The organism is Roseicitreum antarcticum (genome assembly GCF_014681765.1).
GTDB lineage: Bacteria > Pseudomonadota > Alphaproteobacteria > Rhodobacterales > Rhodobacteraceae > Roseicitreum > Roseicitreum antarcticum.
Window position 1 is genome coordinate 2,441,773 of record NZ_CP061498.1, and the last position, 21,846, is coordinate 2,463,618.

The following is a 21,846-nucleotide window of genomic DNA, read 5'->3' on the forward strand; positions in this document are numbered from 1 at the left end:
ACCCCAGGTCTTACACATCGTCCAGAAATCGGTCATAACGCGGCAAGTTTTTTGCAACATCCGCGAGTCCGCCATGCACGATATCCGCACGATCCGAGAAAACCCTGCCGCGTTTGACGCGGGCTTGGCGCGCCGGGGCGCCGGGGCGATGGCTGACACCATTCTTCAGATCGACAGCGCGCGCCGTGCCAGTATCACGGCTTCTGACACCGCCCGTTCGGACCAGAATGCAGCCTCCAAACTGGTCGGTGCTGCCAAGGCCAAAGGGGATGAGGCCGAGTTTCAGCGGCTGCGTGCCCTCGTTGCTGACAAAAAGGTGGATGTGGCGCGGCTGGAAGAAGCCGCTCGCCAGAAGGATGCGGAACTGCGCGACTTGCTGCTGACGCTGCCCAACTTGCCGGACGCGTCGGTTCCCGATGGCGCGGATGAGTCTGACAACGTTGAAGTCCGGCGTTGGGGCACGCCGCGCGCCTTCGATTTCACTCCGGTCGAGCACTATGATCTAAAGGCCGTCGCCACGGGAATGGACTTTGCCACCGCCGCAAAGTTGTCCGGCGCGCGCTTTGTGGTCCTGCGCGGGGCTGTAGCGCGGGTACACCGTGCGTTGGCGCAGTTCATGCTGGACCTGCATACCGACGAGCACGGGCTGACCGAACACATCACCCCGGTTCTGGTGCGGGATGAGGCGATGCTGGGCACTGGCCAGCTGCCGAAATTCGCCGAGGACAGCTATCAGACCACGAACGGCTGGTGGCTGATCCCAACCGCCGAGGTGACGCTGACCAACAGCGTTGCCGAGCAGATGCTTGACGCCGAAGCCTTGCCGATCCGCATGGTCGCGCATACGCAATGTTTTCGATCCGAGGCAGGCAGTGCCGGGCGTGACACCACGGGTATGCTACGCCAACACCAGTTTGAGAAGGTAGAGATGGTGTCGATCACCGCGCCTGCCGACAGCATGGCGGAACATGACCGCATGACACGCTGCGCTGAAACCGTACTGGAGCGCCTGGAACTGCCCTATCGCACGGTTGTTTTGTGTGGTGGTGACATCGGTTTTGGTGCAGTCAAAACTCATGATATCGAAGTCTGGCTGCCGGGACAGGATAGCTATCGTGAGATTTCGAGTGTTTCGACCTGCGGTGCCTTTCAGGCACGGCGGATGAATGCCCGCATGCGCGATGCGGATGGCAAGCCTGACTTTGTGCATACGCTGAATGGATCGGGCCTGGCGGTCGGACGGTGTCTGATTGCGGTGCTGGAGAATGGGCAGCAGGCCGATGGCTCTGTTACCCTTCCGGACGCGCTGGTGCCTTATCTGGGCGGAAAGCGTCGGATTAGTGCGGAGGGCGTGCTGACAGCTTGATCTTCCGGCACTGAGACACCACCTACCATCAGGGCACTCCGCCCGCCCAGCATCCTCATCGCCCTGCACGCGCAGGCAACCCTGATCATCTTGGGTCCTACCTGTCCGGCATCCGTCGGCGGGCCTTTTTTGTCAGGAATAGAAGTATGGGCAAGGGTGACAATTCTCGCGGCAATCGTGAAGCGAAGAAGCCTAAGAAGGAAACTGTAAAGGTGCTGGCAACCGCCAACAGCATGGGTGACAAGGGCCCGTTGACTCTGGGTTCCAAGAAGCCCGTCAAGGGCAAGTAACGCCTGATTGGGGGCGGGATCGCCCCCAAACCGCTTCGGCTGAATGGTCGCGATCTCCCTAAAGTGCGCGCACCTTCACATTCGCGCAACCTGTCGTGTTTTGTTGCTCTGGTATCTTTCGTCGGTTTGCTTTCCCTGCTAACGGGTCCACGACAGCTCCATGACAGGTTGCGCCATGCCCGCTTTGCCCCGCCGTGCCGTAATGCTGATGACTCTTGCAGCGCTGGCGGGTTGCGGCAGCGGCCGGGGTGGAACTGCAGACAGCAGCCGTGCGGGTCTCTACCCCAATGAGACGCCGCAGCTACGCCGACAAATCGAATACTGGGCCAATTTCTACGATGTGCCGGTTGATTTGGTGCACCGGGTGGTGATCCGTGAAAGTCGGCACCGCCCACAGGCGCGCAATGGCCCCTATTGGGGTTTGATGCAGATCCTGCCGCAAACTGCGCGTACCATGGGGCACCGTGGTCCGCCCTCCGACTTGCTGGACCCCAATATCAACCTGCAATATGCCGTGAAATACCTCCGAGGTGCGTGGTTGGTGGCAGATGGTGATCGCGACCGCGCGGTGATGTGGTACGCCCGCGGCTACTATTACGAAGCGCGCGACCGCGGTATGCTTCGCGAAACCGGGCTGCGGTCCTGAGGCAGCGCGCTTACGCCAGCCGGCCTCGCTACCGGCGCCATGATGGATGAGGAACAACAACGATGGCCATTCTTAAACCCGTGTTGGTACTGGTCTCAGGGCTGGCCTTCGCTGCATCACCCTATTTTACGCCGGATTTTGGTGGCTATCAGCCGCAAGACTTTCCGGTGCCGCAGATCGACCCACCGGTGCAGCCCGCGGGCTACGCCTTCGGGATCTGGGGGCTGATCTATCTTTGGCTATTGGTGAATGCCGCCTTCGGGCTGTTTCAGCGCCCGGATTCCCCGGCGTGGGAGGCATATCGTTGGCCGCTGATCGTCAGTATGACGCTTGGCGTGCCATGGCTCGCATTGGCGCTGTACAGTCCTGTCTGGGCGACGGTGCTGATCTGGGCGATGCTGATTGCCGCGCTCATCGCAATGTTCCGTACGCCGACCACCGACCGTTGGCTGGCACAGACCCCCATCGCGATCTACGCGGGCTGGCTGACTGCTGCGAGCTTCGTGTCGCTGGGCTTGATTCTTGGCGGCTGGGGCTGGGCAGCATCGTCAAATGCGGCGCTGCTGGCATTTTTCTTGGCGACCGTATTCGCGGCTGCGGTTCAGTGGTATCTGCCCCGCGCGCCTGAATACGGGCTGACCGTGATATGGGCGCTGGTCGCCGTGATCGTGCGCAACGGGGCTGAGGGGATCGACGTCAGCTTGTTGGCAGCTTTCGCCATCGCCGTGGTGCTGGCGGTGTTGTGGCGCAACGTCCGCCAGACGCACGCGGTCTGATCAGACAACACGTCGCCTCAGTGCAGCCTGTTGCGGATACGCCGAACCATACCCCAGACAGCCAGCACAACGATAGGCGTCAGCACCCCGGCGACCACCGCCTTCGACATGCCCAAGGGTTCGGCAAAGGGCAACACCACATTCGCCGCCAAGTTAACCCCGTAGTAGCTTATCGCGACCACGGACAGCCCTTCGACGGTGTTTTGCAGCCGCAGCTGCAGGTCGGCGCGGCGGTCCATGCTTTCAAGCAATGCCTGGTTCTGGGCCGAGCGTTCGACATCGACACGGGTGCTTAGCAAAGTGCCTGCGCGCATGCCGCGTTCTGCCATCTGCGCCAGCCGCCTTTCGGCGGACTTGACGGTCCGCATCGCCGGATCATAGCGGCGCATCATGAATTCCTTGAAGGTCTGTCGCCCCTCATACCTGTCTTCGCGCATGACATCGATGCGCTGGTGCACCAATGCCTCATATGCGCCGGTTGCCCCGAAGCGGAATGACGATTGCACCAGCATGTTTTCCAGCTCGGATGATACGGCCAGCAGGGCGCGTAGCGTTTCCTCTGGCTGTAGCAGGCCTGTCGTCATGTCCGAGGCCATGCGCGACAACTCCGCGTCCAGTACCCCCATCTTGGGTGACATTTCGCGCGCACGCGTCAGGCCCAGCATCGATACGGTCTTGTACGTCTCGATCTCGCACAGCCGCTGCACAATCCTGCCGATACGGCGCGCGCCGGTGTCGCGCGGAACGAAGACTACCATCCGGATATGCCCGGCGCTATCGATGCGGAAATCTGATGCGATGACCGCAGCCCCGTCCAGCACGCGGCTGCAAGCCAAGCTTTCCAGCACGAAATTGTCGGCCAGAAACTTCGTGATGGCATCCGGGTCGTCGGGGATGAAATCAATGTGGAAAAGGATCGAGGTCATGCGGCAGCCAGGAGCCTCCGCCAACCAGTTGTCGGGGAAGACCGAGAAGGCGCGCGGATCAAACGGCTGTTTATCGGTCCCGTTTTCGAACGCGGTATAAGTTACGAATTCGGTGTGGCTTTCCCACTTCAGCAGGTGCCGCCCGATTTCGGCCGAATGATGCGTCGCCTCCGGCGCCGGATGCCCTGTACCGTGTTTGTCCAACAGCGCCAGCAGATGTGCACGATCCAGGGCGCGGTCGCGGCTGGCGGCGTCCTGCGGTTGCTTTACCGCCAGGTACGAGGCGACACAGGGCGCTTCCAGCGATGGAAAGGGCCGCGCGTGCAGCTCGTTCGTCAGTGCATAGCGAAGCGGGTGATCGTCAATCGGTGGCATATGGTCCCCTTGGGCAGCGCGGGCCGGGCGGCACTGGCGGTCGCTGCAAGGTAAGAGGATTTCACCACAGCGTCACGCGGGCTGTTGGTGCGCCGTGGTAGACTGGTAATTCCGCCACAGTAAAAAGCGCCCCGTCCCATGAAGGGACGGGGCGCTTTTGGCGTCAGCGGTGTTGGGCTGCAATCAGCTTTCGATCATCGGCAGCAGCGCGTCGATCGAGGCCTTCGCATCGCCGTAGAACATCCGCGTGTTTTCCTTGTAGAAAAGCGGGTTCTCGATCCCGGAATAGCCGGTGCCCTGACCGCGTTTCGAGACGAACACCTGTTTGGCTTTCCAGACCTCCAGCACGGGCATGCCGGCGATGGGGCTGTTGGGGTCATCCTGCGCCGCTGGGTTCACGATGTCATTCGACCCGATAACGATCACCACATCGGTGGTTGGGAAGTCATCGTTGATCTCGTCCATCTCCAGCACGATGTCATAGGGTACCTTTGCCTCGGCCAGCAGCACGTTCATATGGCCGGGCAGGCGGCCCGCGACGGGGTGGATGCCAAAGCGCACGGTCTTGCCCTTGGCGCGCAGCTTGCGCGTCAGTTCGCTGACCGATTGCTGCGCCTGCGCCACCGCCATGCCATAGCCCGGCACGATCACAACGCTGTCGGCTTCGTTGAGGGCAGACGCAACGCCGTCTGCGTCGATGGCAATTTGTTCGCCCTCCATCTCGGCTGACGGGCCCTGCGCCCCGCCAAAGCCGCCCAAGATCACGCTAACGAAGTTGCGGTTCATCGCCTTGCACATGATATACGACAAGATCGCGCCGGACGAACCCACCAGCGCCCCGGTGACGATCAGCAGATCATTGCCCAGTGTGAAGCCAATGGCCGCCGCCGCCCAGCCAGAATAGCTGTTGAGCATCGAGACGACCACCGGCATATCTGCGCCGCCGATGGCCATGATCAGGTGCCAGCCGATGGCACCCGCGATGATCGCGGTCAGCACCATGGTCCAGATGCCCGCGCCTTGCATGTAAAGGACCATCAGCAGCACGCAGGCCAACAGCCCGATCAGGTTCAGCCCGTGGCGGAAGGGCAGGGTCAGCGCCTTGCTGTCCACCTTGCCCGATAGTTTGCCATAGGCCACGACCGACCCTGTAAAGGTTACCGCACCGATGAAGACGCCTAGGAACACCTCGACCTTCAGGATCGAGATTTCGACGGGTGTTTTATAGGCCAGCACCGCGCTGAAACCTTCCAGCGCCGCGCGTGCCTCGGCGCTCAGCGCCGTGACGCGCCCCAACTCGATATCAGCGTTCAACCCGATGAAAACCGCGGCCAACCCGACAAAGCTGTGTAGCGCCGCAACCAGTTCGGGCATCTGGGTCATTTCGACCTTGCCCGACAGATAAGCCCCGATTGCGCCCCCGATGACGATCAGGATGATCGCCAGCCAGATCATGCCCGACCCGGGCCCGAAGACGGTGGCCACCACGGCCAACGCCATGCCGACAATGCCGTACCAGACGGCGCGTTTTGCTTTCTCCTGATTGCTGAGACCGCCCAGCGACAGGATGAAGAGAATGGATGCCACAATATACGCGGCCGTTACCAGTCCGATGCTCATTTACCTGCCCTCGCTCAGCTTTTCTGGAACATCGCCAACATGCGGCGGGTGACCATGAAGCCGCCCACGATGTTGATGGATGCAATTAAAATGGCAATCGCCGACAGGAGTGTGACGATGATGCTGGATGAACCGATCTGAAGCAGCGCGCCCAGAATGATGATTGATGACACAGCGTTGGTGACGGCCATCAACGGCGTATGCAGCGAATGCGCCACCCCCCAGATCACGTGGAAGCCCACGAAGCAGGCCAGCGCGAAAACGATGAAGTGTTGCAGGAAGCTGGCGGGGGCCACGGTGCCGATCAGCAGCATCAGCACACCGCCGATGACCAGCATTGCAATCTGGTTGCGTCCGGCCTTCTTCATCGCGGCGGCCGCCTCGGCAGCCTTTTCCCCGGCCGATTTCTCAGGGGCCTTGGGTTTGGCGGCGGCGATGGCCTTTACCCTCGGCGGCGGTGGCGGGAAGGTGATTTCGCTGTTATGCGTGACTGTAGCCCCGCGGATCACGTCATCCTCCATGTTGTGGAAGATCTCGCCATCCTTGTTGGGCGTCAGGTCGGTCAGCATGTGACGGATGTTGGTGGAATAGAGGGTCGACGCCTGCGCCGCCATGCGCGACGGGAAGTCGGTGTAACCCACGATGGTCACGCCGTTGTCGGTGACAATCTTCTGGTCCATCACGGTCAGGTCGCAGTTGCCACCCTTTTCCGCCGCCAGGTCAACGATGACCGACCCGGGCTTCATCAACCTGACCATATCTTCGGTCCAGAGTTTCGGCGCCGGGCGTCCGGGGATCAGGGCGGTGGTGATGACGATGTCGATCTCGGGCGCCATCTCGCGGAATTTCTCAAGCTGCTTCTCGCGGAATTCCGGGCTTGAAGGGGCAGCATAGCCCCCGGTCGCGGCACCGTCCTGCGCTGCTTCTTCGAATTCCAGGAACACGAATTCGGCCCCCATGGATTCGATCTGCTCGGCCACTTCGGGTCGCACGTCGAAGGCATAGGTGACGGCGCCAAGACTGGTTGCGGTGCCGATGGCCGCTAGGCCCGCGACGCCCGCACCGACGATCAGGACCTTGGCGGGCGGCACTTTGCCTGCCGCCGTGATCTGCCCGGTGAAAAAGCGGCCAAAGTTGTTGCCGGCTTCGATTACCGCGCGGTAGCCAGCGATATTCGCCATGGACGACAGCGCGTCCATTTTCTGCGCCCGCGAAATTCGCGGTACCATATCCATGGCAACGGCGGTCGCGCCCTTGTCCTTGAACAGGTTCAGCATCTCTTCGTTCTGGGCAGGCCAGAAGAATGAGATCAGCGTCTGACTGCTGCGCACCATTGCGGCCTCGGCCTTCGACGGTTCGCGGACCTTGATCACCACGTCTGCGGCGTCCCAGAGCGATTTCGCGCCGTCAACCACCGTGACGCCTGCTGATTTATACAAGTCATCCGCAAAGCCCGCGGCCACGCCGGCCCCGGATTCGATCAGGCATTCATGGCCCAGTTTTTGCAACTGCGCAGCACTGTCAGGCGTCATCGCCACCCGTGCCTCGCCTTGATACGTTTCCTTAAGTGCGCCGATTTTCACGCGTTTTCCCCCATCCCAGAGCTTTTAGTTCAGGATTGCGCCGCTGATTGGCGACGTTTGACCGGCCATGCATAGCGTGCGTAAGAATATTTCACAAGCGGCCACCCGGGCGTGCCTTTAGCGATAACGGTCTATTTTGCGAAGTGCGCTTTGTCACCGCCTGATCAGGATGCAGCGCTGGCGTTCAGGGCTTTCGCTTGACCCGGCACAGGGCAGGCGGCAAGCTTGCGGGTCAGATCAACGGGGGTAGCGATGACGGATTTCGAGGCGACGCGGGCGATGTTTCATTTGCCTGAGGGGGTGATTTACCTGGATGGTAACTCCCTCGGGCCACGGCCTCTGACGGCTTTGGCGCGCGTGCAACGGATGCTGGCGGATGAGTGGGGCGACATGCTCATCACGGGCTGGAACCGCGCTGGCTGGATGGACCAGCCCGCGCGCATGGGTGACCGGATCGCACGGCTGATCGGGGCCGAGGCGGGGCATGTCGTGCTGGGCGATACGCTCTCGATCAAGGTCTATCAGGCGTTGGCCTCGGCCTTGGAGATGGTGCCGGACCGCCGTGTCATTATGTCGGACACCGGCAATTTCCCGTCCGACCTCTATATGGCTGACGGGCTGTGCCGCACGCTGGGGCAGGGATATACGCTGCGCACCGTTCCGCCCGAAGAGGTTGCCGATGCCATTGATGAGACCACCGCCGTCCTGATGCTGACCGAGGTGGATTATCGCACCGGTCGCCGCCACGACATGCCTGCGTTGACAGCGCGCGCCCATGCGGCGGGGGCGCTGGCTATCTGGGATCTAGCGCATTCCGCCGGGGCGACGGATGTGCATGTGGCCGACGGCCATGCCGATTTCGCAGTGGGTTGTACCTACAAGTACCTCAACGCTGGGCCGGGCGGTCCGGCGTTCATTTATGTGGCGCCCCGTCATGCCGACAGCGCCCGCCCCGCCCTGTCGGGCTGGCTGGGCCATGAGGCCCCATTTGCCTTCGATCAGGACTATCGCCCGGGGACAGGGATCGAGCGGATGCGCGTGGGCACCCCGCCAGTGATCCAGATCGCCGCGCTGGATGCGGCACTCGACATCTGGGACGGGGTCGCGATCACCGATGTGCGCGCCCGGTCGCTGGAGCTGACCGATGCCTTTATCGCCGGGGTCGAAAGGGCCTGCCCCGATCTGGAACTGGCGACCCCGCGCGACCATGCCGCGCGCGGCAGTCAGGTCAGTTTCCGGCACCCCGACGGTTATGCGATCATGCAGGCGCTGATTGCGCGGGGTGTGATCGGCGATTTTCGCGCACCCGATATCTTGCGGTTTGGCTTCACACCTTTATTCATCGGAATGGCCGAGGTTGATGCGGCTTGCGCTGTGATCGCAGAGGTGATGGCGGGACGGCTGTGGGACAGGCCCGAATACCTGACCCGTGGGCGGGTGACCTGAGCGACCGGCGCGCTATTCGTCGTCGGTCGAGACTTTGCGCAGCGATTTGACCGCGCCGCGCCGGGTCTTGGCTTCGACCCTGCGACGCTTGCTGGCCAGGGTGGGCCGGGTCGGAACGCGGCGCTTTTGCACCACGCTGGCGTCGCGGATCAGTTCGGCGAGGCGCTCGCGCGCCAGTTCGCGGTTGCGGGTCTGGCTGCGGGTTTCCTCGGCCCGGATGACGATCGCGCCTTCACTTGTCCAGCGCCGCCCCGCCAGACGCTTCAGCCGTGCCTTGACGGGCGGGGGAAGCGACGGACTGCGCTCTGCCTCGAACCGCAGCTCGACCGCTGATGAGACCTTGTTCACATTCTGCCCGCCTGGCCCTGACGACCGGGTGAAGGTTTCGGTCAGTTCCCAGTCTTGCAGGGTGATGGAGTCGGTGATGCGCAGCATGGTTCAGTCTTTCGATAGGATGGTACGGACATCATTACAACGCGCCCGATGATTTCTATGTACCACAAAAGCGAAAGAGCCGCCCTTGGTTCCAAGGACGGCGCTACCGAGTTTCAGGAGATGGGGTCAATTAGGGACCAAAGGTCAGACCCAATCAGAGTGTGCGCCCCTCAGGGCTGCCGTCAGGTCGCGACCCCTCTGACTGTTTCGACACCTCTCTCCAACATCACTCTAGACACTGGACCACCTCCTTTCATTGGTTGCTGTTGACCCGAAGGTGGCACATATTTTGTGTTTGTCAAAAGTTTTTATGCGACAGGTTGCGATAATTTTCTGACAATGATCCGGAAGGGTACCAGCGCCAGCAGGGCCAGCCCAAGTTTTACGCACCAGTCTGCGATGGCCAGACTGACCCACAGGGGTGCATCGGGGCCCATGCCCAGAACGGGCAGCATATCCCATGCCCAGGCTGGCGGGTTCGATGGTTCCAGGAACACCAGTGCCGCCGAAAAGCTGACGGTGAAGAATATCACGGTGTCCAGAGTCGATCCGATCAACGTCGATGCCAGTGGCGCGCGCCACCACGCCCCGCCGCGCAAACGGTTGAAAATTGCCACGTCGATCAGTTGTGCCGTCAGGAAGGCCGCGCCGGACGCGATGGCGATGCGCAGGGTGACCAGCGGCCCGAACTCGCCCATGATCTGCGTCCCGATGAGCGAGCAGACCACGCCCACGGCAAAGCCCGCCCAGACGACCCGGCGCGCGGCAGCGGGGCCATAGACCCTGTTCATCACGTCGGTGACAAGGAAAGCGACGGGGTAGGTGAAGGCCCCCCACGTCAGCCAGTCGCCCAGCAGGATCTGAACCCCGATGTTCGATGCCACCACAATGGCGGCCATTGCCAGGATACCTGGCAGGTAAGTACGTGTCATGATTATGTTCCGTTTTGGCAAGGTTGCGGAGACTTGTCGTCAGGATGCGGCGCATAACGCCTTTGCCCGTCCGTGGCAAGCCGGAGCGGGCAAAGGCGCTGAGGTGCCAAAGCTGTTCAGCGTTTGCGGAAGGCGTCTTGCAACGCTGCGCCAAAACCGCCGACTGCGGGTTCGGCTTTCTCGGGCGCTGGGCGCTGGGCGTGACGGGCGGTTTGGCCCTTCGCGCCCCCTGCCTTCGCGCCGCCCACTTTTGTCCCAGTGTCTTTGCCTTGCACCTCGGCGCTGTTGTCCTTGCGCATGGTAAGGCCGATGCGTTTGCGCGGCACATCTACCTCGGTCACGCGGACACGCACCACGTCGCCGGCCTTCACCACCTCATGCGGATCTTTCACAAATCGGTCGGCAAGCTGGCTCACATGCACCAGCCCGTCTTGATGCACCCCGATATCGACGAAGGCGCCGAAGGCTGCGACGTTCGTCACCGTGCCTTCCAGCGACATGCCGGGGCGCAGGTCCTTGATGTCATCCACGCCCTCGGCAAAGGTCGCGGTGCGAAATTCGGGTCGCGGGTCGCGGCCGGGTTTTTCCAGCTCGGCCAGAATATCGCGCACTGTGGGCAGGCCGAAGGTGTCATCGACGAAATCCGCCGGTTCCAGCGACCGCAGGACGGTGGGCGCAGCCGTCAGCGCGCGCAGATCCATGCCGGTGGATTTCACGATCCGGCGGGCCAGCGCATAGGCCTCCGGGTGTACCGAGGACGTATCCAACGGCTCTGCACCGTCACGGATGCGCAAGAAACCGGCGGCCTGTTCAAATGCCTTCGGACCCAGCCGCGCCACTTTCAGCAGTTCCTTGCGTGCCTTGAACGGGCCGTTGGCGTCGCGGTGTGCGACGATGCTGTCGGCCAGTCCGGCACTCAGCCCCGATACCCGCGCCAAAAGCGGGCCCGATGCGGTGTTGAGGTCAACGCCGACCGCGTTCACCGCATCCTCCACCACCGCATCCAGCGATTTGCCAAGGCGGGACTGGTTCACATCGTGCTGGTATTGCCCCACGCCGATGGATTTGGGTTCGATCTTCACCAGTTCGGCCAGCGGGTCCTGCAGCCGCCGTGCAATGGAGACCGCGCCGCGCAGGCTGACATCGAGGTCGGGAAATTCCGCCGCAGCCAGTGCCGATGCCGAATAGACCGATGCGCCCGCTTCGGAAACCACCACCTTTTGCGGCTTCTTGGTTCCCGGCAACGCGGTGAGTATTTCGGCAACCAGCTTGTCGGTCTCGCGGCTGAAAGTGCCGTTACCGATGGCAATCAGATCGACATTGTGGTCGCGGATCAACTTGGCCAGCACCGCCTGCGTGCCGCGCAGATCGTTGCGCGGCTGAAACGGATAGACGGTGGCGGTGTCAAGCACCTTGCCGGTCGGGTCGATCACTGCAACCTTGACGCCGGTGCGCACGCCCGGGTCCAGACCCATGGTGGCGCGGTTGCCCGCCGGGGCGGCCAGGAGCAGATCGTGCAAGTTGCGGGCAAAGACACGGATCGCCTCGGCCTCGGCGCGTTCGCGCAGGTCGGTCATCAGGTCGATGGACAGCGACAGCTTCAGCTTGATGCGCCACGTCCAGTCGGCAACCCGCGCCAGCCACAGGTCACCGGGTGCCTTGCTGCGAATGTCGAGCGCCCCGCGCACCATCGCCTCGGCCGGGCTGGTGCCCGGGGCGGCATCGGCGTTGACTTCCAGATCCAGCGTCAGAAACCCTTCATTGCGGCCGCGCAGCATGGCGAGCGCGCGGTGGCTGGGGCAGTCGCGCCAGCGTTCAGAATGGGTGAAGTAATCGGCGAATTTTGCGCCCTCGGCCTCTTTGCCCGGCACGACCTGCGCTGTCAGAAACGCCTCGGCCTGCATGTGCTGGCGCAACCGGCCCAGCAAGGCTGCGTTCTCGGCCAGGCCTTCGGCCAGGATGTCGCGCGCTCCGTCCAGCGCTGCCTTCACATCCGCCACGGTTTCAGACAGGTATCCGGTGGCCAGGGCCTCGGGGTCGGCCGCGCGGTCGGCCAGGATGCCTTCGGCCAGCGGCTCCAGCCCGTTCTCGCGCGCGATCATCGCCTTGGTGCGGCGTTTGGGCTTGAAGGGCAAGTAGATGTCTTCCAGCGCTGCCTTGGTGTCGGCCCCGGCGATCTGGCCAAGCAACGCGTCGGTCATCTTGCCCTGCTCGGTGATGGATTTCACGATTGCCTCGCGCCGCGTGTCCAGTTCGCGCAGATAGGTCAGCCGCTCGGCCAGTGTGCGCAGTTGGGTGTCGTCAAGTCCGCCCGTGACCTCCTTGCGGTAGCGCGCGATGAACGGGACCGTCGCACCATCATCCAACAGCGCCACCGCCGAAGCCACCTGATCAGGGCGGGCGTTGATCTCAGTGGCGATCAGGGCGGCGATACGGCGCGGGGCGTCAGGGGTCATGGCATATCCGGTAAGGTAGGGGTGTGGGTGCGCACCCTAGCGTGGGTGTGCATGTGGGCGCAACGACGGTTTTTCGGCGACGCGGATTTCCGCGACACGGACACGGTGGTGCACCGCTGACGGGACTTTGCAAGCTGGTTGCGAATTCGTGAATGCCGGTCAGCCGCCCGCAGGCGCCGAGCTTTCGGCCACGCCATACCGCGCCATGAACATTTCGACCGCGCCGTCGATCACGCGGTTGACCTCGGCCTCAGAAAACGCAGTCTGGACGCCGCAGGCCACCCGGTCGAAGATATGCGCCTGGCATAGCTGCATGAACTGATCGGCGGCAAGCGCGTGATCGTCGATCCGCAGGGTCCCCCTGGCGCAGGCATCGCGCAGAAAATCGACAATACGCGCCCGGCCCATTTCTGGGCCGCTTTCATAGAACTGACGCCCCAAATCAGGGAAGCGGTCCGCCTCTGCCACGCACATGCGGTGGACGCCCCGCCCGAAATCCGAGGTGACAAAGCCGATGATATGCCTTGCGCCTGCCCGCAGCACCACGCGCACGGGTGCCGACAGGTCGATAAGGGTCACGGCCTCATCGGTCTGGCGCGCGCATTCCATGCGGATCACTTCGAGGAATAGCAGACGCTTGTCGGGGAAGTAGCTGTAAAGCGTGGCCTTGGATACGCCAGCAACCCGCGCGATCTCATCAACACTGGCGCCTTCAAACCCGCTGGCCAGAAACACCTCGCGCGCGCCTTCAAGCACCTGCGCGAACTTTCGGCCCTGCCGAACACGGGCGGCACCCTTTGTGGCATTTTTGGTCATGCGTTCTCCATCGCGCCAGATTAGACCGCGATGCGGGTGCGCGGCAAGCACGTGCTGACTGGTGGCATGCATTTAACCGTGCTATCGCCAAGGAGCGATGATCGAGATTTTTCTTAAAACACTGCCGTTCTTCGGGGTGATCTGCCTGGGTTACTGGGCCGGTAGATCGGGGCTTTTCGGTGCGGCGGCTACAGCGGCGCTGACCAGATTCGTGTTCTACTTCGCGCTGTCGGCCTTGTTGTTCGGCTTTTCGTCGAACCTGTCGATCGCCGAGCTTTTTGAATGGCGCGTTGCCTCGGCCTATCTCTGGGGCTGTGGTGTGGTCTACGCGTTGGCGCTTATGGTTGCCTTTCTGCGCCGCCTGCCGCTGGCAGAAGCCGCGATGGAAGCCCACACTGCCATCATTGGGAACACCGGGTTTCTAGGGGTGCCTATGCTGGTCCTTTTGATGGGGGTCGAGGCGGCGGGCACGATCCTTCTGATCCTGTCCATCGACCTGCTGTTGTTTTCCAGCCTGCTGACCATGGTAATCACCATATCGCGGGAGGGGCGGCTGAGTGCCGAACTGCCGCGCCGATTGCTGGTCGGTGTCCTGAAGAACCCCATGATCATGGCGATGGTGGTTGGTCTGGCATGGGCGGGCACCGGCATCGACGTTCCCGTGCCGGTAAATGAGTTCATGACGCTGTTGGGCGCTGCAGCCACGCCAGGGGCGTTGTTTGCCATCGGTGCCTCGCTGGCCGACAAATCCGCCGAGCGGTTGCACATCGCGGGCTGGCTTTCGTTTGCAAAGCTGGTGCTGCATCCCTTGGCGGTCGCCTTCGCGGCGCTGGTATTGTTTGACGTGGAGCCCTATGCGGCCGGGGTGATGGTTGCCGCCGCCGCCCTGCCTGTGGCGGGCAACGTTTATATTCTGGCGCAGCACTTTGGGGTTGCACCGGCGCGCGTGTCGGCCGCGATCCTGATTTCGACCGCGTTCAGCATCGCAACCTTGCCGCTTGTGATCGCATGGGCTGGGGCGGGGTAGGGAATGACGCAGGTTTTCATAGATGCGGACGCCTGCCCGGTCAAGGCTGAGGCCGAGCGGGTCGCCACACGGCATAAAGTGCAAATGTATCTGGTCTGCAACGGTGGGCTGCGCCCGTCGCAAAACCCGCTGGTTCAGGTGGTTTTCGTGTCTGACGGCCCTGACGTTGCGGATATGTGGATCGCCGACCGCGCCGGCCCCGGCGATGTGGTGGTGACCGCCGATGTGCCCCTGGCCGCGAAATGCATTGCTGCCGGTGCCCGGGTGATCAGGCATGACGGCGATGTCTTCACCCCGGCGAATATCGGCAATATCCTGGCCACGCGCGACCTGATGGCCGATCTGCGCGCCGCCGACCCGTTCCGGCAGGGCGGGGGGCGTGCATTCTCTGGCGCGGACCGAGCGCAGTTCCTGCAAGCCTTGGATCGTGAGCTGACGGCGGCCCGGCGCGCGGGCTAAGCTCCCGTCACACGAACGCCATGTTTCAGCGCAACCATGCCAATGCCGGGCTGGCCCGGATGCTGCGCCCGGCCTGCGATCACAAAGCCAGAATTTCACAGTTATCCACATAGATTTTGCTTTACAGGCTGGCGCTTTGGACACACCATATTTAGTGTGACGGAAGGGATAATCTGCCGCAGTTTGTCAGTCACCCTGTTTCTTGTGGTCTTTGGCCACAAAGAAACCAGACAAGAGAGAGGCCGGGCATGTCACTTGTGGAACTTGCGTACAGCAGCGACGAAATTCACCCTATCGACATCGTAGAAACCGTGGCCGAGCATCACGCGTGGGACTTTGACCGCATGGGCGATGATCAGATCGCAATGGCGGTAGAAGGGCAGTGGCGCACGTATTCTCTGACCCTTGCATGGTCGGAGCAGGATGAGACCCTGCGCCTGATCTGCACGTTCGAGATGGACCCGCCCGCGGCGCGGATGCCCGCGTTATTGGAGACAGTCAACCTGGCCAATGATCAGGTGTGGACTGGTGCATTCTCCTACTGGCAGGCGCAGCGGCTGATGGTCTGGCGCTATGGGCTGTTGCTCAGCGGTGGGCAGGTCGCCGGTTCCGAGCAGATCAACCACATGATTGCCGCCGCGATCAGCGCGGCTGAGCGTTTTTACCCAGCGTTTCAGCTGGTGTCCTGGGGAAATGACACCCCGCAAAGTGCCCTGAAAGTCGCCATTGCAGAGGCTTACGGACGCGCCTAACCTGACACAGCATCCGGTGGGGTATTCCCCGCCGGGCGCTGATGCGAGCAGGAAAGGGCAGGCGTAATGGATTTGGCATTGGTGAACGCCAGGGGGCTGGTACTCTTGGGTTGTGGAAAAATGGGCTCGGCGATGCTGGCAGGTTGGCTGGCACGCGGGGTCGATCCGGCATCGGTCTGGGTTCTTGACCCGCATCCCAGCGACTGGCTGACAGCGACTGGCGTGCATATCAATGCAGGTGTCCCCGATGCCCCCGCCGTGGTCATTCTGGCGGTCAAGCCACAGATGATGGATGCCGCCTTGCCGGTGCTGGTGCCGCTGGGCAACGGGTCGGTGGTGTTTGTCTCGATCGCCGCAGGCACGCCGATCGCAAAGTTTGCGGCGCTTCTGGGCGCGCAAACGCCGATCATTCGTGCGATGCCCAACACCCCCGCTGCCGTCGGACGGGGTATCACCGCGCTGATTGGCAATGACCATGTAAGCCCGGACGCGATGACACTGGCCGAGGATCTGCTGTCAGCTGTTGGCCAGACCCTGCGGCTGCAAGACGAATCCCAGATGGATGCGGTTACCGCCCTGTCAGGCTCGGGGCCGGCCTATGTGTTTCACCTGATCGAAGCGATGGCTGACGCTGGCATCCAGCAAGGTCTGTCACCGGAAATGGCGCTGCATCTGGCGCGCGCGACCGTGGCGGGTGCAGGGCATCTGGCTGAAAACACGACCGAAGATCCCAGCCAGTTGCGCGTCAACGTCACCAGTCCGGGCGGCACCACGGCGGCGGCCTTGTCGGTGCTGATGGATGCGGATACCGGTTTTCCCGCTCTTCTGTCGCGCGCGATCACGGCGGCGGCGGACCGTTCGCGGGAATTGGCGAAATGACCGATGCCATCACCTTTGACGATTTTGCCCGCGTCGACATCCGGGTTGGGACAATTACCCATGCAGAGGATTTTCCGCAGGCGCGCAAACCTGCCTACCGGCTGCACATCGACTTTGGCGGTGACATCGGCCTGCGCAAGTCGTCGGCCCAGATCACCGTTCACTACACGCCAGATACGCTGATCGGTCGGCAGGTGGTTGCCGTCATCAATTTCCCCCCGCGCCAGATCGGGCCGTTCATGTCAGAGGTTCTGGTGCTGGGCCTGTCGGATGCCGACGGCGCGATTGTCCTGCTTGCCCCCGAGCGCCCGGTTCCCAATGGCGAAAGGATGCACTGAATGCGTTTGCTGATAACCCGCCCGCTGCCCCCCCGCGTGGTCACCCATGCCGAGGCGCATTTTGATGTGGCTTTGCGTGAAAAGACCACGCCGATGACCCCGGCCGAGATGCGCAGCGCCCTGACGATCCATGATGTGGTGCTGCCCACCCTTGGCGATATGTTCAGCGCCGGGATCTTTGCCGAGATCCCCGCGCCGCGCTGCCGCCTTCTGGCAAATTTCGGCGTGGGCTACAACCACATAGACACCGCGGCGGCGCGGGCTGTGGGTGTGCGCGTTACCAACACCCCGGGTGCGGTGACCGATGCCACCGCCGACGTTGCCCTGACCCTGATGCTGATGAGCGCGCGCCGCGCGGGTGAGGGGGAGCGCATGGTCCGCGCGGGGCGCTGGCAGGGCTGGCATCCAACCCAGATGCTGGGCATGCATCTGTCGGGCAAGGTGCTGGGCGTGATCGGCATGGGCCGTATCGGCCGCGCCATTGCCCGCCGCGCGCATTTCGGTTTTGGGATGGAGGTGGTGTTCTTCAACCGCTCGCCCGTTGCAGATGCGGGCGTGCCAGCGCAACAGTTGGGCAGTATCCCTGCGGTGATGGCCGCTGCCGATATGGTAGTGATTGCGGTGCCGGGCGGGGCTGAAACGCACCATCTGATCGGTGCGGTGGAACTGGCCGCAATGCAATCCCACGCCCATATCATCAATATAGCGCGCGGTGATGTCCTTTCGGAGGCCGCGCTGATCGCGGCGCTGCAATCGGGGCAGATCGCGGGTGCCGGCCTTGATGTCTATGAATTTGAGCCGAAGGTGCCTGACGCCCTGCGTGCTCTGGAAAATGTGGTGTTGCTGCCGCATCTGGGCACCGCCGCGCTGGAAGTGCGCGAGGCAATGGGCATGATGGCCGTGGACAATGCGATTGCGCATCTGGAAGGGCGCGACCTGCCGAACCCGGTGTAATCAGTCCTCTGCCGCGTCCTCGGTCCAATCAGTCCAGGGGGCAATCGCGGCAATCTCTTCGTCCGACCAGCCAAAGTGATGCGCCAGTTCGTGCACGAAAACATGCGACACCAGATCGCCGAGGGTGACACCGCCGCGCCCGGCCCATTCGTCCAGGATGGGCCGGCGGAACAGCCAGATCGTATCGGGCGCGGTAACCTGATCCATGACCGACTTCTCAGGCATCGGCACACCGATATACAGACCTGACAGCTCGAACGGGTCTTCCAGCCCGATCTCGGCCAGTAAATCATCAGGGGCGAAGTCCTCGACCCGCAGGTGAACGCCGCGCGCCACGGCGGCGAACTCTGGGGGCAGGGCGTCACAGGCGACGATGGCCAGCGCCTCAATGTCGTCGATGGCGGGGGGCAGGGTGTCGGTCCAGGGTGTTTGGGTCATGTGATCGGGCCTTTGTCCAGGTACTCCCCCGATATGGACAAAACCGCGCCCATGTGAAAGAGGATTGCACAACAGGAGTCCCCCATGACCATCACCCGTTTCGCGCCTTCGCCCACCGGCTATCTGCATATCGGCAACCTGCGCACCGCGCTTTTCAACTATCTGATCGCCCGCAAGTCTGGTGGGCAGTTCATCTTGCGGCTCGATGACACCGATCAGGAGCGCTCGAAGCAGGAGTACGTCGACGCGATCCAGTATGATCTGGAATGGCTGGGTCTGACCTGGGACCGGGTAGAGCGTCAGTCGCTGCGGCTGGACCGTTACAATGAGGCGGCCGACCAGCTGCGCCGCGATGGCCGCTTGTATGAGTGTTTCGAGACTCCGACCGAGCTGGATCTGAAGCGCAAGAAGCAGCTTAACATGGGTAAACCGCCGGTCTACGACCGCGCGGCGCTGGCGCTGAGCGATGCCGACCGCGCGGCACTGCGCGCCGATCGTTCCGGGCATTGGCGGTTCTTGCTGGATCAGACACGGATCGACTGGACCGATGGCATTCTGGGTGATCTGTCGATTGATGCGGCCAGCGTGTCCGACCCCGTGCTGATCAAAGGCGACGGACAATTTCTGTACACCATGGCTTCGGTCGTCGATGATACCGACATGGGTGTGACGCATATCGTGCGGGGGTCGGACCATGTGACCAACACCGCGACGCAAATCCAGATCATTGCAGCGCTGGGCGGCACGACTCCTGCGTTCGCACACCATTCGCTGCTGACCGGGCCACAGGGCGAGGCGCTGTCGAAGCGGCTGGGCACTTTGTCGCTGCGCGATTTGCGCGCTGCCGGGGTGGAGCGGATGGCGCTGCTGTCGCTGATGGCGCGGCTGGGTTCGTCCCAGCCGGTGGACTTGCGGGCGGATCTGGACGCGATTGCCGAAGGGTTCGACCTGTCGCAATTCGGGTCGGCGCCCACCAAGTTCGACGCTGAAGACCTGTGGCCGCTGACGCGCGCCCATGTGCAGGCTCTGCCGTTTGACGCGGTCGCGGGCCATATCCGTGCGCTGGGTGTGCCGGATGCGCTGGCCGGCCAGTTCTGGGATGTGGCGCGCGAAAACATCACCAAAGTGGGTGATCTCGATGCCTGGTGGGCGATGTGCCGCGATGGTGCCACGCCCGACATCGCGCCCGACGATGCCGATTTTGTCGCGCAGGCCATGACCTTGCTGCCGCCGCCGCCCTATGGTCCGACCGCATGGAAAGACTGGACCGACAGCGTGAAATCCGCCACGGGCCGCAAGGGCAAAGGCCTATTCATGCCGTTGCGCAAGGCCGTCACCGGGCAGGCACACGGCCCTGACATGTCGGCACTGCTGCCGTTGATGCAACGGGTGCCCGCGCGCGACGATCTGGTGGGGTAATCTGGTTCGGGGGCTACGTTATCCCCCTTCCCGGCCCCTATGATCCAAGCTATATGCAGCCCATGACCCAGCTTGATCACATTCGCAACTTCTCCATCGTGGCGCATATCGACCACGGTAAATCCACGCTTGCTGACCGGTTGATCCAATCAACCGGCACTGTCACCGACCGTGACATGAAAGAGCAGATGCTGGACAGTATGGATATCGAACGCGAACGCGGCATCACCATCAAGGCGAACACCGTGCGTATCGACTATGTGGCGAACAACGGTGAGGCCTATGTGCTGAACCTGATCGACACCCCCGGCCATGTTGATTTCGCCTATGAAGTGTCGCGGTCGATGCGGGCGGTCGAAGGCTCGCTTCTGGTCGTCGATGCTTCGCAGGGCGTCGAGGCGCAGACGCTGGCCAATGTCTACACCGCCATCGAGGCCGACCACGAGATCATTCCGGTGCTGAACAAGATCGACCTGCCCGCCGCCGAACCGGAGCGGGTGAAAGAACAGATCGAGGATGTGATCGGCATCGACGCCTCAGGCGCGATCTATATATCGGCCAAATCCGGCCTTGGTATTCCTGAAGTGTTGGAAGCGATTGTGCACCGTCTGCCTGCGCCAAAGGGTGATCGCGACGCGCCGTTGAAGGCGATGCTGGTGGACAGTTGGTATGACCCGTACTTGGGTGTTGTCGTGCTGATCCGCGTCATGGACGGCGTGATCCGCAAGGGCGACAACATCCGCATGATGCAGACCGGGGCAAAGTACGGCATCGACAAGCTGTCGGTCCTGAAGCCGCAGATGGTCGACATCGCCGAACTGGGCCCGGGCGAGATCGGGATTTTCACAGGCTCCATCAAGCAGGTGCGCGACACCCGTGTGGGCGACACCATTACCCACGACAAGAAGCCCTGCGCCAAGGCGCTGCCGGGGTTCAAACCGTCGATCCCGGTGGTGTTTTGCGGCCTGTTCCCGGTGGACAGCGCCGAATTTGAACCCATGCGCGAAGCGATCGAGAAGCTGGCGCTGAACGATGCGTCTTTCAGCTATGAGATGGAAAGCTCGGCAGCGCTGGGCTTCGGCTTCCGCTGCGGCTTTCTGGGCTTGCTCCATCTGGAAGTGATCCGCGACCGGATCGAGCGAGAGTATGACATCGACCTGATTACTACCGCGCCCAGTGTAGTCTATCGTATCCACATGAAGGACGGCACCGTCCAAGAACTGCACAATCCCGCCGACATGCCCGACATCACCTATGTGGCCCATGTGGAAGAACCCCGCATCAAGGCTACGATCCTGGTGCCGGATGAGTTTCTGGGCGATGTACTGAAGCTGTGTCAGGACCGGCGCGGCATTCAGCAGGAGCTGACCTATGCGGGCAGCCGCGCCATGGTGGTCTATGACCTGCCGCTCAATGAGGTGGTGTTCGATTTCTATGACAGGCTGAAATCGGTCACCAAGGGCTATGCGTCCTTCGATTATGAAATCACGGGCTACCGTGAGGATAATCTGGTCAAGATGCAGGTCCTGGTAAACGATGAACCCGTCGATGCGCTGTCGATGATGGTGCATCGTGACCGCGCTGATATGCGGGGCCGGTCCATGTGCGAAAAGCTGAAAGAACTCATCCCGCGGCACATGTTCAAGATCCCGATTCAGGCTGCCATCGGGGGCAAGGTGATCGCGCGCGAAACCCTGTCGGCGCTGCGCAAGGACGTGACCGCGAAATGCTATGGCGGCGACGCCACCCGGAAGCGCAAGCTTCTGGACAAGCAAAAAGCGGGCAAGAAGAAGATGCGCCAGTTCGGCAAGGTAGAGATCCCGCAGCAGGCCTTCATCAACGCGCTGAAAATGGACGGCTGAGCAAGGGCCGCGCCGTAAGACACCCGCTTGCGACACGTGTTTCACCGCTGC

The 21,846-nt window shown here is 62.4% G+C and carries 21 protein-coding genes; 13 read left to right on the forward strand and 8 right to left on the reverse strand.

What is annotated here, in order from left to right:
* The first annotated feature begins 73 nt into the window (after window positions 1–73).
* From serS to H9529_RS11700, 4 genes are all read left to right on the forward strand, one after another.
* On the forward strand, window positions 74–1,366 hold the full coding sequence (gene serS / locus H9529_RS11685; RefSeq protein ID WP_092884463.1) for a serine--tRNA ligase: 1,293 nt from the start codon (window positions 74–76) through the stop codon (window positions 1,364–1,366).
* 146 nt (window positions 1,367–1,512) lie between these two features.
* Entirely contained in the window at window positions 1,513–1,656 is a 144-nt protein-coding gene (locus H9529_RS11690; RefSeq protein ID WP_176846782.1) for a hypothetical protein, read from the forward strand.
* Between the two features lie 175 nt (window positions 1,657–1,831).
* On the forward strand, window positions 1,832–2,302 hold the full coding sequence (locus H9529_RS11695; protein ID WP_092884465.1) for a lytic transglycosylase domain-containing protein: 471 nt from the start codon (window positions 1,832–1,834) through the stop codon (window positions 2,300–2,302).
* Between the two features lie 62 nt (window positions 2,303–2,364).
* A complete protein-coding gene (locus H9529_RS11700; protein ID WP_092884467.1) occupies window positions 2,365–3,078 on the forward strand; it encodes a tryptophan-rich sensory protein in 714 nt (237 codons plus the stop codon).
* Between the two features lie 17 nt (window positions 3,079–3,095).
* Here H9529_RS11700 and H9529_RS11705 read toward each other — a convergent pair whose 3' ends face one another.
* The 3 genes from H9529_RS11705 to H9529_RS11715 all read right to left on the reverse strand — a co-directional run bounded on the left by H9529_RS11705 (window position 3,096) and on the right by H9529_RS11715 (window position 7,582).
* On the reverse strand, window positions 3,096–4,379 hold the full coding sequence (locus H9529_RS11705; RefSeq protein ID WP_092884469.1) for a DUF3422 family protein: 1,284 nt from the start codon (window positions 4,377–4,379) through the stop codon (window positions 3,096–3,098).
* Between the two features lie 183 nt (window positions 4,380–4,562).
* Window positions 4,563–5,999: a Re/Si-specific NAD(P)(+) transhydrogenase subunit beta gene (gene pntB / locus H9529_RS11710; RefSeq protein ID WP_092884471.1), complete on the reverse strand. Its 1,437-nt coding sequence runs from the start codon at window positions 5,997–5,999 to the stop codon at window positions 4,563–4,565.
* Between the two features lie 14 nt (window positions 6,000–6,013).
* Window positions 6,014–7,582 (reverse strand): Re/Si-specific NAD(P)(+) transhydrogenase subunit alpha, encoded by a 1,569-nt coding sequence (locus H9529_RS11715; RefSeq protein ID WP_092884473.1) that lies wholly within the window; start codon window positions 7,580–7,582, stop codon window positions 6,014–6,016.
* A 252-nt stretch (window positions 7,583–7,834) separates the two neighbouring features.
* Between H9529_RS11715 and kynU the strand changes: the two genes are divergently transcribed.
* Window positions 7,835–9,028 carry a kynureninase gene (gene kynU, locus H9529_RS11720; protein WP_092884475.1) on the forward strand — a complete coding sequence of 398 codons (1,194 nt, stop codon included), beginning with the start codon at window positions 7,835–7,837 and terminating at the stop codon, window positions 9,026–9,028.
* Window positions 9,029–9,040: 12 nt separating this feature from the next.
* Here kynU and arfB read toward each other — a convergent pair whose 3' ends face one another.
* The 4 genes from arfB to H9529_RS11740 form a co-directional block, all read right to left on the reverse strand.
* Complete coding sequence (arfB, locus tag H9529_RS11725) at window positions 9,041–9,463, reverse strand: alternative ribosome rescue aminoacyl-tRNA hydrolase ArfB (RefSeq protein ID WP_092884477.1); 423 nt, start codon at window positions 9,461–9,463, stop codon at window positions 9,041–9,043.
* A 308-nt stretch (window positions 9,464–9,771) separates the two neighbouring features.
* Window positions 9,772–10,395 (reverse strand): queuosine precursor transporter, encoded by a 624-nt coding sequence (locus H9529_RS11730; protein ID WP_092884479.1) that lies wholly within the window; start codon window positions 10,393–10,395, stop codon window positions 9,772–9,774.
* A 116-nt stretch (window positions 10,396–10,511) separates the two neighbouring features.
* Window positions 10,512–12,851 (reverse strand): Tex family protein, encoded by a 2,340-nt coding sequence (locus H9529_RS11735; RefSeq protein WP_092884481.1) that lies wholly within the window; start codon window positions 12,849–12,851, stop codon window positions 10,512–10,514.
* A 159-nt stretch (window positions 12,852–13,010) separates the two neighbouring features.
* Window positions 13,011–13,667: a TetR/AcrR family transcriptional regulator gene (locus H9529_RS11740; protein ID WP_092885313.1), complete on the reverse strand. Its 657-nt coding sequence runs from the start codon at window positions 13,665–13,667 to the stop codon at window positions 13,011–13,013.
* Window positions 13,668–13,764: 97 nt separating this feature from the next.
* Between H9529_RS11740 and H9529_RS11745 the strand changes: the two genes are divergently transcribed.
* The 6 genes from H9529_RS11745 to H9529_RS11770 all read left to right on the forward strand — a co-directional run bounded on the left by H9529_RS11745 (window position 13,765) and on the right by H9529_RS11770 (window position 18,076).
* Window positions 13,765–14,694, forward strand: a complete 930-nt coding sequence (locus H9529_RS11745) for an AEC family transporter (RefSeq protein ID WP_092884483.1) — start codon at window positions 13,765–13,767, stop codon at window positions 14,692–14,694.
* Between the two features lie 3 nt (window positions 14,695–14,697).
* A complete protein-coding gene (locus H9529_RS11750) occupies window positions 14,698–15,153 on the forward strand; it encodes a YaiI/YqxD family protein (RefSeq protein ID WP_092884485.1) in 456 nt (151 codons plus the stop codon).
* A gap of 248 nt (window positions 15,154–15,401) precedes the next feature.
* Complete coding sequence (locus tag H9529_RS11755; RefSeq protein WP_092884487.1) at window positions 15,402–15,905, forward strand: type III secretion system chaperone family protein; 504 nt, start codon at window positions 15,402–15,404, stop codon at window positions 15,903–15,905.
* 66 nt (window positions 15,906–15,971) lie between these two features.
* Entirely contained in the window at window positions 15,972–16,784 is an 813-nt protein-coding gene (gene proC, locus H9529_RS11760) for a pyrroline-5-carboxylate reductase (protein WP_092884489.1), read from the forward strand.
* The gene (locus tag H9529_RS11765; RefSeq protein ID WP_092884491.1) at window positions 16,781–17,122 is read left to right on the forward strand and encodes a tRNA-binding protein; all 342 of its coding nucleotides are present in this window, start codon (window positions 16,781–16,783) and stop codon (window positions 17,120–17,122) included. Before proC ends, H9529_RS11765 begins: the two co-directional genes overlap by 4 nt.
* Entirely contained in the window at window positions 17,123–18,076 is a 954-nt protein-coding gene (locus H9529_RS11770) for a 2-hydroxyacid dehydrogenase (RefSeq protein ID WP_092884493.1), read from the forward strand.
* On the opposite strand, the gene H9529_RS11775 is transcribed toward H9529_RS11770, so the two are convergent.
* Complete coding sequence (locus H9529_RS11775) at window positions 18,077–18,514, reverse strand: metallopeptidase family protein (RefSeq protein WP_092884495.1); 438 nt, start codon at window positions 18,512–18,514, stop codon at window positions 18,077–18,079. It lies immediately after the preceding gene.
* Between the two features lie 84 nt (window positions 18,515–18,598).
* Between H9529_RS11775 and gltX the strand changes: the two genes are divergently transcribed.
* Window positions 18,599–19,933, forward strand: a complete 1,335-nt coding sequence (gltX, locus tag H9529_RS11780; RefSeq protein ID WP_092884497.1) for a glutamate--tRNA ligase — start codon at window positions 18,599–18,601, stop codon at window positions 19,931–19,933.
* Window positions 19,934–19,995: 62 nt separating this feature from the next.
* Window positions 19,996–21,795 carry a translation elongation factor 4 gene (gene lepA, locus H9529_RS11785; RefSeq protein ID WP_176846784.1) on the forward strand — a complete coding sequence of 600 codons (1,800 nt, stop codon included), beginning with the start codon at window positions 19,996–19,998 and terminating at the stop codon, window positions 21,793–21,795.
* Window positions 21,796–21,846: the final 51 nt, after the last annotated feature.

Coding starts and splice junctions, on each gene's coding strand:
- serS (WP_092884463.1), top strand. CDS start 74: ATGCACGATATCCGCACGATCCGAGAAAACCCTGCCGCGTTTGACGCG.
- H9529_RS11690 (WP_176846782.1), top strand. CDS start 1,513: ATGGGCAAGGGTGACAATTCTCGCGGCAATCGTGAAGCGAAGAAGCCT.
- H9529_RS11695 (WP_092884465.1), top strand. CDS start 1,832: ATGCCCGCTTTGCCCCGCCGTGCCGTAATGCTGATGACTCTTGCAGCG.
- H9529_RS11700 (WP_092884467.1), top strand. CDS start 2,365: ATGGCCATTCTTAAACCCGTGTTGGTACTGGTCTCAGGGCTGGCCTTC.
- H9529_RS11705 (WP_092884469.1), bottom strand. CDS start 4,379: ATGCCACCGATTGACGATCACCCGCTTCGCTATGCACTGACGAACGAG.
- pntB (WP_092884471.1), bottom strand. CDS start 5,999: ATGAGCATCGGACTGGTAACGGCCGCGTATATTGTGGCATCCATTCTC.
- kynU (WP_092884475.1), top strand. CDS start 7,835: ATGACGGATTTCGAGGCGACGCGGGCGATGTTTCATTTGCCTGAGGGG.
- arfB (WP_092884477.1), bottom strand. CDS start 9,463: ATGCTGCGCATCACCGACTCCATCACCCTGCAAGACTGGGAACTGACC.
- H9529_RS11730 (WP_092884479.1), bottom strand. CDS start 10,395: ATGACACGTACTTACCTGCCAGGTATCCTGGCAATGGCCGCCATTGTG.
- H9529_RS11735 (WP_092884481.1), bottom strand. CDS start 12,851: ATGACCCCTGACGCCCCGCGCCGTATCGCCGCCCTGATCGCCACTGAG.
- H9529_RS11740 (WP_092885313.1), bottom strand. CDS start 13,667: ATGACCAAAAATGCCACAAAGGGTGCCGCCCGTGTTCGGCAGGGCCGA.
- H9529_RS11745 (WP_092884483.1), top strand. CDS start 13,765: ATGATCGAGATTTTTCTTAAAACACTGCCGTTCTTCGGGGTGATCTGC.
- H9529_RS11750 (WP_092884485.1), top strand. CDS start 14,698: ATGACGCAGGTTTTCATAGATGCGGACGCCTGCCCGGTCAAGGCTGAG.
- H9529_RS11755 (WP_092884487.1), top strand. CDS start 15,402: ATGTCACTTGTGGAACTTGCGTACAGCAGCGACGAAATTCACCCTATC.
- proC (WP_092884489.1), top strand. CDS start 15,972: ATGGATTTGGCATTGGTGAACGCCAGGGGGCTGGTACTCTTGGGTTGT.
- H9529_RS11765 (WP_092884491.1), top strand. CDS start 16,781: ATGACCGATGCCATCACCTTTGACGATTTTGCCCGCGTCGACATCCGG.
- H9529_RS11770 (WP_092884493.1), top strand. CDS start 17,123: ATGCGTTTGCTGATAACCCGCCCGCTGCCCCCCCGCGTGGTCACCCAT.
- H9529_RS11775 (WP_092884495.1), bottom strand. CDS start 18,514: ATGACCCAAACACCCTGGACCGACACCCTGCCCCCCGCCATCGACGAC.
- gltX (WP_092884497.1), top strand. CDS start 18,599: ATGACCATCACCCGTTTCGCGCCTTCGCCCACCGGCTATCTGCATATC.
- lepA (WP_176846784.1), top strand. CDS start 19,996: ATGACCCAGCTTGATCACATTCGCAACTTCTCCATCGTGGCGCATATC.